Below are 12,411 nucleotides of genomic sequence, written 5' to 3' on the forward strand. Positions count from 1 at the left end.
CCGCAGTCGCGAACGGAAGGTGGCACCGATGACCAGGGAGTGGACCTTCCCGGCCTCCTTCGCCCAGGAGCGGGTGTGGACCGCCAACCAACTCGACCCGGGTTCGCCGGTCTACAACGTCTCGGCGCCGTGGCGGTTCCCGGCCGGCGTCACCGCGGCGCAGGCCGTCGAGGTGCTCGCCCAGGTGGTCGCCCGGCACGAGTCGCTCCGTACCCACCTGCGGATGGTCGACGGCGCGCTGGTGCAGGTGGTCCGTGCCGCCGAGCCGCTGGAGCTGTCCGAGCTGGACCTGACCGGCCTGCCCGCCGACGAGCAGGAGCGCCGGTACGCCGAGACGATGACCGAGCTTGCCCGCACCCCGATCCCGTTGGACGCCCCGCCACCGTGGCGGGCCCGGCTGGCCCGCTTCGACGACCGGCTCCGGTTGCAGTTCGTGGTGCACCACGCGGTCTTCGACAGCCACTCCGCGGTGCTCTTCGACGCCGAGTTGGCCGCGTTCAGCCGGGCCGCGTTGACCGGCGCGCCCGCCGACGTGCCCGAGCTGCCCATCCAGTACGCCGACTTCGCCGTCTGGCAGCGTGACCAGCTCTCCGGTGACGAGCTGACACGCCAGCTCGCCTTCTGGCGCGAGCAGTTGGCCGGCGCGCCGGCGGTGACCGGCCTGCCGTTGGACCGGCCACGCCCCACCCAGCTCGGCTTCGCCGGCGACGAGGTGCGTTTCGACCTTCCCGAAGGGCTGCTGGACCGCGTCGGGCAGCTCGCCGCCGACGCCTCGGCCACCCCGTACATGGTGCTGCTGGCCACCTTCGCGGCGCTGCTGTCCCGGATCTCCGGCGATCCCGAGGTGGTGGTCGGGGTCTCCACCGCCGGGCGGGACACGGCCGAGCTGACCCCGCTGATCGGCATGTTCGTCAACCCGGTCGCGCTGCGGTGCGACCTGGCCGGCGACCCGAGCGTCGCCGAGCTGCTCGGCCGGATCCGTGCCGGCCTGGTGGACGCGATGGAGCACGGGCAGACGCCGTTCCAGCGGATCGTCGAGGTGGTCACACCGCACCGTGACCCGTCGGTGCAGCCGGTGTTCCAGACCGCGCTGAACTTCATCCCGGACTCCGGCCTGGACCCGGTGCCGCTGGGCACCACCAAGGACGACCTGGCCTTCGACATCACCGGCGGCACCAGTCGGCTGGTCTACCGCACCGACCTGTTCGACCGGGCCACCGCCGAGTCGGTCGTCGCCCGCTACCTGCGGCTGCTCGCCGCCGCCGTCGCCGACCCGGCGACGCGGCTGTCCGCGCTGCCCCTGCTCGACGACGCCGAACGCGACGTGCTGCTCACCTGGACCGGCACCGGTGGTGAGGTCGCCCCGGCCACCCTGGTCGCCGAGGTCGAGCGGCAGGCCGCCGCCACCCCGGCCGCGGTCGCGCTGGTCTGCGACGGCATGCACCTGAGCTACGCCGAGCTGGCCGCCCGGGCCAACCGGCTGGCCCGGCTCCTGGTCGAGCGCGGCGCCGGCCCGGAGACCAGGGTCGCGCTGCTGCTGCCCCGCTCGGTGGAGCTGGTGGTGGCCATCCTCGCGGTGCTCAAGTCCGGCGCGGCGTACCTGCCGGTGGACACCGACTACCCGGCGAACCGGATCGGCTACCTGCTGGCCGACGCCGAGCCGGCGCTGGTGCTGGCCACCCCGCGGACGGCCGAGCTGGCCCCGACCGACGCGCTGGTGCTCGGTCCGACGACCGCCGCCGACCTGGACGGCGCCGACCTGACCGACGACGACCGGCGGTCGCCGCTGCACCCGGAGCACCCCGCGTACCTGCTCTACACCTCCGGCTCCACCGGCCGGCCCAAGGGCGTGCTGATCGAGCACCGCGCGGTCACCGCGTACCTGGCCTGGGCCCAGGACACCTACCCCGGGCTGGCCGGCACCGCGCTGCTGCACTCGCCGGTCTCGTTCGACCTGACCGTGACCGGGCTGCTCGGCCCGCTCACCGCCGGCGGCACGGTCCGGTTGGCCGGCATCGACACGCCGGCGGCCCGCGCCGGTGGCCCGCCCACCTTCCTCAAGGTCACCCCCAGCCACCTGCCGCTGCTCGACGACGCGCTGTCGCCCACCACCGACCTGGTGATCGGCGGCGAGGCGCTGGCCGGTGAGCAACTGGCCGGCTGGCGGGGGGCCCACCCCGAGGTGGCCGTGATCAACGAGTACGGCCCCACCGAGGCGACCGTCGGCTGCGTCGCGGCCCGGATCGCCCCCGGGCAGCCGGTGCCCGCCGGTCCGGTGCCGATCGGCCAACCCACCTGGACGACCCGGGTCCACCTGCTCGACGCCGCGCTGACCCCGGTACCGCCGGGCGTGGTCGGCGAGCTGTACGTCGCCGGGTCGCAACTGGCCCGGGGCTACCTGCGCCGGCCGGCGCTCACCGCCGAGCGCTTCCTGCCCTGCCCGTACGGGCCGGCGGGGGAGCGGATGTACCGCACCGGTGACCTGGCCCGCTGGCGGGCCGACGGGACGCTGGAGTACGTGGGCCGCCGGGACAACCAGGTCAAGGTCCGGGGCATGCGGATCGAGCTGGGCGAGATCGAGTCGGTGCTGCGTGCCCGGCCGGACGTGGACGAGGCCGTGGTCGTGGTCCGCGCCGACAGCGGCGAGCCGACGCTGGTCGGCTACCTGGTCGGCCGGGTCGACGAGGCGGCGCTCGCCGCCGACCTGGCCCTTGAGCTGCCCGCGCACCTGGTGCCGAGCGCTCTCGTCCGGCTGGACGCGCTGCCGCTGACCCCGAACGGCAAGCTGGACACCGCCGCGCTGCCGGCCCCGGCCGCCGCCACCTCCGGCGGCTTCGTCGCCCCGCGCACCGACGCCGAGGCCCTGGTCGCCGAGATCTACGCCGAGATCCTCCAGTTGGAGAAGGTCGGTGCGCTCGACGACTTCTTCGCCCTGGGTGGCAACTCGTTACGCGGCATGCGGGCGATGGCGCGCATCCGCGCCGAGGTGGACGTGGAGTTGCCGATGCGGGCGCTGTTCAGCAGCCCGGTGGTCGCCGACCTGGCCGCCCAGATCGAGCAGCGGATCGCCGCCGAGCTCGACGAGCTCTCCGACACCGAGGTCGCCGCGCTGCTCGCGGCGGAGAAGGACACCCCGACATGACCGACGTGAAGGACCCGGCCCGCGACGCCGCCCGACAGGCGCTGATCACCCAACGGCTGCGCCGCCGGTCGGGCGGCACCCCCGCCGCGCGGATCACCCCCCGCCCGCCGGACGCCGAGGTGCCGCTGTCGTACGCCCAGGAGCGGGTCTGGTTCATGGATCAGCTCGCCCCCGGCGAGGCGGCGTACCACATCGCGGTGCCGCTGCGGGTGCGTGGCCCGCTCGACGTCGCGGCCCTGCGCCGGGCGCTGGCCGACCTGACCCGGCGGCACGAGTCGCTGCGCACCCGGTTCCCGGCCGACTCCGACGGGCGGCCCACCGCGGTGCTCGACGACGCGGTCGAGGTGCCGCTGACCGTGGTCGACGCCGCCGACGAGGCCGCCGCGCGGGCGCTGGTCGACCAGGCGGCGGCCGAGCCGTTCGACCTGGCCAACGGGCCGCTGCTGCGGGCCCTGCTGATCCGCCTGGCGCCGACCGAGCACGTGTTCTTCCTCGGCCAGCACCACATCGTCGGCGACGGCTGGTCGGTAGACGTGCTGTTGCGCGACCTGATCACCCGCTACCGCGACAGGGAGCTGCTTGCCCTGCCGGTGCAGTACGGCGACTTCGCCGTCTGGGAGGCGCGGGAGCTGACCGGGCCGAGTGCCCGCCGGCACCTGGACTGGTGGAAGGGACGGCTGGCCGGGATCACGCCCCTGGAGCTGCCGCTGGACCTGCCCCGGCCGGCGACCCAGACCTACCGGGGCGACTTCGTCGAGTTCACCCTGGACGCTGCCGCCACCGAGGGGCTGGCCGCGCTGACCCGCTCCTACGGCGGCACGCTGTTCATGACCCTGCTCGCTGCGTACCAGGTGTTCCTGGCCCGGCACGCCGGCCAAGACGACTTCGCGGTGGGCGCCTCGGTGGCCGGCCGGTCCGCGCCGGAGCTGGAGAACGTGGTCGGCATGTTCGTCAACATGCTGCCGCTGCGCGCCGAGCTGGCCGGCGACCCGACCTTCACCGAGCTGCTGGGGCGGACCCGCCGCGCGGTGCTGGACGGGTTGGAGCACGCCGAGGTGCCGTTCGCCCGGGTGGTGCACGAGCTGGGCCTGCCACGCGATGTCAGCCGCTCGCCGGTGTTCCAGGCGATGTTCGTGTTGCAGAACTACGAGATGGGCCGGTTCGACGGTGTCGCCGACGACGGCGGGGTCGGCTTCGAGTGGCATCCGATGGAGCTGCGCGCCACCCGCTTCGACTTCGAGCTGCACGCCGTCGAGACCAGCGACGGGCTCTGGGGCAAGCTGGTCTTCAACACCGACCTGTTCACCCGGGCCACCGTCGAGCGGATGGCGCACCGGCTGACCACCCTGCTGCGCGCCGTGGTCGCCGCACCGGACCTGCCGGTCTCCGCGCTGGACCTGCTCGCCCCGGCCGAGCGGGAGCTGTTGACCGGATGGAACGACACCGCCGGCGACTTCCCCCGGCAGCAGACGCTGCACGCCCCGATCGAGGAGCGGGCCGCCCGTACCCCGGACGCGGTGGCGCTGCGGTTCTCCGGCCGCTCGGTGACGTACGCCGAGCTGAACGCGGCGGCGAACCGGGTGGCGCACCGCCTGCGCGGCGCCGGGGTGGGCCCGGAGACCCTGGTCGGGGTCTGCGCGGAACGTTCGGTGGAGCTGGTCGCCGGCCTGCTCGGCGTGCTCAAGGCCGGCGGCGCCTACCTTCCGCTGGACCCGGAGTACCCGCCGGACCGGCTGGCCTTCATGGTCACCGACGCCGCGGCGCCGGTGGTGCTGGTGCAGGAACACCTACGCGACGTGCTGCCGGCGACCGACGCGAGCGTGCTCGCCCTGGACGACGAGTCGACCTGGGCCGACCAGCCGGTGACCGACCCGACTCCGGCGGCGGACCCGGCCAACCTCGCGTACGTCATCTACACCTCCGGCTCCACCGGCCGGCCCAAGGGCGTGCCGAACACCCACCGGGGCATCGTCAACCGCCTCGACTGGATGCAGCGCACCTATCGGCTCGGCGCCGACGACGCGGTGTTGCAGAAGACCCCGGCCAGCTTCGACGTCTCGGTCTGGGAGTTCTTCTGGCCCCTGCGCGAGGGCGCCCGACTGGTGCTGGCCGAGCCGGGCGGTCACAAGGACGCCGGCTACCTGCGCGACCTGCTGATCTCCGAGCGGGTCACCACCGCCCACTTCGTACCGTCCATGCTCACCGTCTTCCTCGCCGAGGACGGCGTCGAGGCGGCCACCGCGCTGCGTCGGGTGATCTGTAGCGGCGAGGAGCTGCCGCTCGCCGCGGCCCGGGACTTCACCGCCGGGTTGCCCGGCTGCGGCCTGCACAACCTGTACGGCCCCACCGAGGCGGCGATCGACGTCAGCGCCTGGACGTGCGACCCGGCGCTGCTGGCGGAGCTGACCAGCGTGCCGATCGGCGCGCCGATCAGCAACCTGAGGCTGCACGTGCTGGACGCCCGGGGCAACCCGTGCCCGGTCGGCGTCGCCGGTGAGCTGCACATCGGCGGCGTCGGGCTGGCCCGGGGCTACCACCGCCGGCCGGCGCTGACCGCCGAACGGTTCGTGCCGGACCCGTTCGCCGCCGAGCCGGGCGCCCGGCTCTACCGCACCGGCGACCTGGCCCGCTGGCGCGTCGCGCCCGGCGTGGCGGACGGCGGGGTGCTCGAGTTTCTCGGGCGGATCGACCACCAGGTCAAGCTGCGCGGGCTGCGCATCGAGCTGGGCGAGATCGAGAGTGCGCTGCGCGCCCAGCCCGGGGTGACCGAGGCGGTGGTGCTGGTCCGCGAGGACACCCCCAGCGACAAGCGGCTCACCGGGTACCTGGTCGGCGCGGCCGAGCACGACGCGGTCAAGGCGGCGTTGAAGGAGACCCTGCCCGAGTACATGGTGCCCGCCGCGTTCGTCACCCTGGACGCCCTGCCGCTGAGCCCGAACGGCAAGCTGGACCGCAGGGCGCTGCCCGCGCCGGTGGTCACCCGCGCCGCGTCGGTGGCGCTGGTCGAGCCGCGCGACGACACCGAGCGGTTGCTCGCCGGCATCTGGTCGGACGTGCTCGGGGTGGCGACCCTCGGCATCGACGACGACTTCTTCGATCTGGGTGGGCATTCGATGCTCGCCACCCAGGTGGTGGCCCGGATCCGCAAGGCCGAGCACGGGGGACGGCCGGTCGGCGTGATGGACCTGTTCCAGCAGCGGACCATCCGCGACCTGGCCACGTTCATGTCCGGCGACGGTGAGAGCGACGGGCCGCGCCGGCTGCTCTACGAGCTGACCAAGCCGATCCCGGTGGCGCAGCGGGTGATCACCTACGTCTGTGTGCCGTACGGCGGCGGCAGCGCGATCGTCTACCAGCCCCTCGCGGACGCGCTGCCGGCCGGGCACGCGCTCTGGTCGCTGGCCATCCCGGGTCACGACGTGGGGCTCACCGAGGACGCGCTGCCCTTCGACGAGCTGACCTCCCGGGTCGCCGAGGAGATCCTGGAGCGCGTCGAGGGCCCGCTCGCCCTGTACGGGCACTGCGGCGTCGGCAGTGCGATCGTCGCCGAGGTGGCCCGCAAGGTGGAAGCCGCCGGCCGGGAGTTGACCGCCCTCTACATCGGCGCGATGTTCCCGTTCGCCCGTCCGAAGGGACTTTTCGCGGCGGTCCGCACCCGGCTGGAGAAGCTGCGCAGCAACAAGCACTACGCGAGCTGGCTCAAGTCGATGGGGGTGGACACCGACGAGCTGGACCCGGAGCAGGCCGACCGGATCATCAGCAACATGCGCGCCGACTCCCGGGCCTCGGAGGAGTACTTCACGGACCTGCTCGACCGGCGCGCGGAGAAGCTGCGCGCCCCGATCATCTCGGTGGTCGGCTCGGAGGACCCGGTCACCGACTACCACACCGAGCGGTACGCCGAGTGGCAGTTCCTCAGCGACCGGCTGGGGCTGGTCGTCCTCGACCAGGCCGGGCACTTCTTCCTCAAGTACCGGGCCGAGGAGCTGGCCGAGATCGTCACCCGGGTGCACCCGGCGCTCGTCGCCGGCGACGTCGCCGCGCTGACCCCGCAGGCACGCGGCGAGGACGCCGGCTGGGCGGTGGCCGACACCACGGGCGTCGACGCCCGCACCGGCCCGGAACAGCCGGTGGTCCGGCCGAGCATGGCCCGGTTCGTGGCGGTCACCGCCGGTCAGTTGGTCTCCACCACCGGCTCCGCGCTGACCGCGTTCGCCCTGCCGATCTGGCTGTTCACCCGCACCGGCTCGGTGGCCAACCTGGGCCTGCTCTGGGCCCTCGCGCTGGTCTGCGGCGTGCTGATGCTGCCGGTCGCGGGCGCGATCACCGACCGGGTCAGCCGGCGAAAGATCATGATGATCGCCAGTTGCAGCGCCGGCTCGATCCAGCTGATCCTCGCCGCGCTGCTCTGGACCGACAACCTGGCGCTCTGGCACATCTACGCCCTGGTGGCGCTGAGTCAGGTCGCCGGATCGTTCCAGCGGATCGCGTTCCAGTCGGCCGTGCCGCAGCTGGTGCCCAAGCGCTACCTGGGCCACGCCATGGGCATCACCCAGCTCTCCAACGGCTTCGGCATGCTGCTCATGCCGGTCTTCGCCGCGGGTCTGCTGGCCGCCATCGACCTCAAGGGCATCCTGCTGCTGGACGTGGTCAGCTACCTGGTCGCGGTGGTGACCCTGTCGGTGGTCCGCTTCCCCGACCTGCTCGGCTGGCGGCCCAGGGAGCGGCTGCTGGTGGCGATCGCGAACGGCCTGCGCTACTCGTGGCGCCACCGCGGCTTCCGCCTGATGCTGGGCTACTTCGCGCTGGGCAACATCTTCCTGGCCCCCGCGCTGGTGCTCACCACACCGCTGGTGCTCTCCTTCGGCAGCGCCACGCAGGTGGCCCAGGTGGCTCTAGCCGAGGCCCTCGGCGCGGTCGCCGGTGGCGTACTCATGTCGCTGTGGGGCGGGCCCCGACACCGACGCATGATCGGCGTGCTGATCGGCAACATCGGCACGGCGGTCGGCTGCGTCCTGGTCGGCCTGGACGCGTCCGTCGCGATGATCTGCGTCGGCGCCTTCTGGCTGGCCATGTCGATGACCACCGCGCAGTCCATCTACGCCACCATCGTCCAGGTCAAGGTGCCGCAGCGCTTCCACGGCCGGGTGTTCAGCCTCAACCAGACCATCACCTGGTCGACGCTGCCGATCGGCTTCGCGCTGCTCGCCCCGGCCGCCACCGGTCTGTTCGAGCCGATGCTCGCCCCGGACGGGGCGCTCGCCGGGTCGGTGGGCGCGGTGATCGGCACCGGTCCGGGCCGGGGCATCGGCTTCGCGTACGTCTGCTTCGGCGCGGCGCTGGTCCTGATCAGCCTGGGCGGCTTCGCGATCCGGCTGCTGCGCCGTTTCGACCTGGAGGTGCCGGACTCGCTGCCCGACGACCTGATCGGCGCGCAGGAGCGGGAACGCCGACTGGCCGCCCGCGCCACGGAACGCGAGGAGGAGCGGGTGCCGGTCGGGGTGTGACGGGTGCGGGTGCCACCGCCGTGCCGCACGGCACCGCGGTGGCACCCACCGCGTACGAGATCATCTTCGGGATTGGCCGGACCTCCCGAGCTGCGCCGTGGTACGAGTGCTCGGTGAATCCTGATGGCCGCAGCCGGCCTGCGGGCAGCCCGCCACCGCGCGACCGGCTGGTGGCACGCGCGAAAGCAACTGCCGCTCGGGTTCGGGGCCGAGGTGGCCGGGCGGGACGACTGCGGCTCAGTCAACTGGAAGTCGCCCTGGTCATCTCGGTACAGGCAGGACTCGCCGCGGCTCTGGCCTGGTCGATAGGGCACGATCTGCTGGGCAACCCCGCGCCGATCTTCGCCCCCTCCGCTGCGGTGGGCACGATCGTCGCCTCACTCGGGCAGCGCGCCCACCGCACGGTCGAACTGCTGCTCGGAGTCGGGCTCGGCATCGCCACCACCGACTTCCTGCTGTCCTTTCTGGGCACCGGGTTCTGGCAGACCGGATTCGTCGTCGGGTGCGCCATCCTCGCCACGCTGGTGCTCTTCGGACGCAGCGGGGCGGCCGTCGGCCAGGCCGGCGGCACGGCGGTGCTGCTCGCGACCCTGGCGCCGGCCCAGAAGGACCTGGAATGGCCGCGCATCGTTGAGGCGATGGTCGGCGGAGCGGTGGGCCTCGTGGTGGTCGCCTTGCTGATACCGCTGAACCCGATGCGGATCCTCGACCGTGACGCGGCCCCCATCTTCCACTGCCTCGCCCGTCAGTTACGGGAGGTCTCCAAAGCGCTGACGACGAGCGATCAGCAGCGGGCGGTTCGCGCGTTGGACGCCCTACGCGCCATGGGACCGGACCTCGACCGGATGCACCAGGCACTCAGCGGCGCCGAGGAGGTCGTCAGCCTCGCGCCGGCCCGTTGGCTGCGCCGGCAGGATGTGGAGCGGTTCGCGCGTGCGAGCCAGCAGATGGAACGGGTCATCGAGCACAGTCGGGGAGTGGCCCGCAGGTCAGCGCTGGCCTTGCAGTACAACGAACGGGTTCCTCCCGACCTGCCCGCGAGTGTCGGACAACTCGCCGACGCCGTCGAGTTGCTGCGCCGTGAGCACCGCGCCGGGCGCCCCACCGAGAAGACCCGGTACGCGGTACGCGCCGCCGTCTTCCAGGCTGGCCGAGCCCGAGCCCAGAGGGTCGACGAATTCGGCGACGCGGTGGTGACCCAGGTGCGTACCGCCGCCAGCGACCTCCTTCGCGCCACCGGGTGCGACGCGACAACGGCGAATGAGGAGGTACGCGACGCGGTGCAGCGGGGCGAGGAGTCCGTTCGAGCGGGTGGTACGCCGGAATGAGTCACCGGGTCGACGCCCACCCGGTGAAACGCTCGACCAGGTCAGCCGGCGGTCGGTCAGGGTGACGCGCACGCACCAATCCGGTGTGCCACGATTGAACGGACCTCGGGATGGCGCTGTGTCCCGGGTCGAGACAGTCGCCGCGTATCCGGATCTGCCGGGGGAGTGATGTTCGGAACCCCGTAAGGTGCGGCCAGTGGGGTGGGAGGCACTGGGGCAGTGGGGTGAAGACGCCGCTCGCATCGAACCGCTCGCTGGCGGAGTAGCCAACGACGTGTGGAGCGTGCGCGTCAACGGGCGCCTCGCGGTCGGTCGTCTCGGCACCAGGAGCGACGCTGATCTCGCATGGGAGACCGGTCTCCTGCAACACCTCGACCGTGCGGGTCTGACCGTGCCGGTGCCGATCCCGACTACGGACGGCCGGCTGTTCGCCGACGGTCTGGTGGTGATGACCTACCTGGATGGCGGACCGCCCGAGACGCAGGCCGACTGGCGTCGCGTGGCCGGCACGCTGCGCGAGCTGCATCGGTTGACGCAGGGCTGGCCGCAGCGCCCAGGCTGGCGATCGTCGACCGACCTCCTGCACGCCGAGACCGGGACGAAGATCGACCTCGGCGCGATGCCCCCGGAGGGGGTTGCTCGATGCCGGGCAGCGTGGGCGCGGCTGATCGGACGTCGGACATGCGTCGTCCACGGCGACCTCAACCCTGGCAACGTCCGGATGACCGAGAATCAGGTCGCGCTGATCGACTGGGACGAGTCGCACGTCGATGTCCCCGACCTCGACCTCGTGCTGCCCGACAATGCCGCTGGCCTCGACGACGGCGCGTACGACATCGCCGCGCAGGCGTCGGCCGCATGGGAGGCCGCGGTCTGCTGGGACGACGAGTACGCAGTCAAGCGGCTCGCCGAAGTCCGAGCGGTCTGAGAACGCGTTCGAGGAGCGGGGTTGTTGGCGGTCGAGTCCGCATACGCCGACCACGAGCACACGGTGCACGAGGGCCTGCGCTTCATGCTGCTGACACCACCCGGCTCGGCCTGCTCCACTGCGTGGAGGTCGCGGACAACCTGCCCGGCGTCGTCCTGGTCCGCCACACGAAGAACCGCGACGGCGGCACCCGGGTCTTCGGCCCGACGGCGTGGCGGGCGTTCGTCGGCCAGGTCACCGAGCGGCCGTAACCGCACCAGGGCGTACCCGAAGTCGCTGTCGGTCAGGGTGACGCGGTGGGAAGCTTGGCCAATTCGTTGCTCGCTTGTTGGAGGCGGCCGTCCGGCACGCACTCGGCGCGGCGGGTGCGGGTCCGGTCCGTAGCAGCGTGTGAAGGGTATATATGGCTTGCGCAGGCGCCGGGCTGAGAGTTTGACTGCTCGCCATGCCTTTCCCCGCACCGATTCTCGTTGGGGGTACGGGTCGTTCGGGAACGTCACGGATCGCCGACATCATCGGCGAACATCCGCTGATCCATCGGATTCCCATGGAGACCCGGTTCCTCATCGACCCGGGTGGCCTGCGGGACCTGGCCGACGCGCTCACCGATCGATACGACCCCACCGTCGGTGAAGACGCCCTGCACCGGCTGAGCGATTTCCTCACCGTACGAGTGCCCGGCCGGCGCGACGATCGCGGTAAAACCGTTCCCGAACTGGTCGGCGAGCGGCGCTACCGGGACGCGGTGCAACAGCTCTGGCCGCAGTTGATCGCGTACACATACGACGAACCTGCGCCCGCGGAAGGCTTCGGGAACGCTGACCGGCCTGCCGGGCCGTTCGAGCCGCTGAGCCGCCGGCGGGTACTTCCCAGGTATTTCAGCGACCGGGGCGAACTGCTCGGAATCTTGCGGGGCCTGATCGACACCGTGTTCGGCGGAGCAGCCGCCGACGCGGGCAAGCCGACCTGGTGCGAGAAGACACCGTTCAACCTGCTGTGCATGGAGTTCCTCTGGGAACTGGTCCCCGAAGCGACCATCGTGCACATCAAGCGTCACCCGGTCTCAGTGCTCGCATCCCACCTGGCCCAGCCATGGGCACCGCCCACCGTCGACGGCGCGCTCGCCTACCTCAAGCCGGTCTACCACCGATGGCTCACCTGGAAGAACACGGTCGACCTGACGGGCAGGCGATACATCGAGGTGAAAGCAGAAGATCTCGCAGCCGACTGGCCCGGGCAGCGCTGCGCCCTGTTCGAACGGCTCGACGTCGACGACTTCGCCACCCCTTCAACGTTTCAGTCGCACAAGCTGACAAACCGCAACGACCAATTCGACGACGAAACCCGCGAGTTCATCCAAGAAGCGCTCGGCGAGGTCATCCCGGCCATGGGATATGAGTGACGGCTCTGGCTGTCCACTTTGGCGACGCCGCGTCGCGCCACTCGACCGTTTTTTGGCCCGCGCTCATGGGCGGGTGCACGCTTCTGCCGCCGATAGCGTGGGCG

Annotated in this window: 6 protein-coding genes; all 6 read left to right on the forward strand. The window is 72.2% G+C overall.

The window, feature by feature from the left end:
- Positions 1-28 precede the first annotated feature (28 nt).
- The 6 genes from ACFYPS_RS22255 to ACFYPS_RS22280 all read left to right on the forward strand — a co-directional run bounded on the left by ACFYPS_RS22255 (position 29) and on the right by ACFYPS_RS22280 (position 12,307).
- The gene (locus tag ACFYPS_RS22255) at positions 29-3,142 is read left to right on the forward strand and encodes an amino acid adenylation domain-containing protein (RefSeq protein ID WP_387326674.1); all 3,114 of its coding nucleotides are present in this window, start codon (positions 29-31) and stop codon (positions 3,140-3,142) included.
- Positions 3,139-8,649, forward strand: coding sequence for an amino acid adenylation domain-containing protein (locus ACFYPS_RS22260; protein ID WP_354966703.1), 5,511 nt, complete (start codon positions 3,139-3,141; stop codon positions 8,647-8,649). Before ACFYPS_RS22255 ends, ACFYPS_RS22260 begins: the two co-directional genes overlap by 4 nt.
- Entirely contained in the window at positions 8,646-9,977 is a 1,332-nt protein-coding gene (locus tag ACFYPS_RS22265) for an FUSC family protein (RefSeq protein WP_354966702.1), read from the forward strand. Before ACFYPS_RS22260 ends, ACFYPS_RS22265 begins: the two co-directional genes overlap by 4 nt.
- 196 nt (positions 9,978-10,173) lie before the next feature.
- A complete protein-coding gene (locus ACFYPS_RS22270; RefSeq protein WP_387326678.1) occupies positions 10,174-10,905 on the forward strand; it encodes a phosphotransferase enzyme family protein in 732 nt (243 codons plus the stop codon).
- 110 nt (positions 10,906-11,015) lie between these two features.
- On the forward strand, positions 11,016-11,156 hold the full coding sequence (locus ACFYPS_RS22275) for a DUF397 domain-containing protein (protein WP_354966758.1): 141 nt from the start codon (positions 11,016-11,018) through the stop codon (positions 11,154-11,156).
- 194 nt (positions 11,157-11,350) lie between these two features.
- Positions 11,351-12,307, forward strand: a complete 957-nt coding sequence (locus ACFYPS_RS22280; protein ID WP_354966700.1) for a sulfotransferase — start codon at positions 11,351-11,353, stop codon at positions 12,305-12,307.
- Positions 12,308-12,411 lie beyond the last annotated feature (104 nt).

The organism is Micromonospora sp. NPDC005087 (genome assembly GCF_042872965.1).
Taxonomy (GTDB): Bacteria; Actinomycetota; Actinomycetes; order Mycobacteriales; family Micromonosporaceae; genus Micromonospora.